Consider the following 465-nt stretch of genomic DNA (forward strand, 5'->3'; position numbering starts at 1 on the left):
CCTACGGGAGGCAGCAGTGGGGAATCTTCCACAATGGGCGAAAGCCTGATGGAGCAACGCCGCGTGGGTGAAGAAGGTCTTCGGATCGTAAAACCCTGTTGTTAGAGAAGAAAGTGCGTGAGAGTAACTGTTCACGTTTCGACGGTATCTAACCAGAAAGCCACGGCTAACTACGTGCCAGCAGCCGCGGTAATACGTAGGTGGCAAGCGTTATCCGGATTTATTGGGCGTAAAGGGAACGCAGGCGGTCTTTTAAGTCTGATGTGAAAGCCTTCGGCTTAACCGGAGTAGTGCATTGGAAACTGGGAGACTTGAGTGCAGAAGAGGAGAGTGGAACTCCATGTGTAGCGGTGAAATGCGTAGATATATGGAAGAACACCAGTGGCGAAAGCGGCTCTCTGGTCTGTAACTGACGCTGAGGTTCGAAAGCGTGGGTAGCAAACAGGATTAGATACCCTGGTAGTC

General features: G+C 51.6%; 1 rRNA gene. It reads left to right on the forward strand.

Annotation, left to right across the window (positions count from 1 at the left end):
• Nucleotides 1-465 (forward strand): 16S ribosomal RNA (locus VE26_RS00190); the annotation flags it as partial.

The organism is Devosia chinhatensis (assembly GCF_000969445.1).
GTDB classification, from domain to species: domain Bacteria; phylum Pseudomonadota; class Alphaproteobacteria; order Rhizobiales; family Devosiaceae; genus Devosia; species Devosia chinhatensis.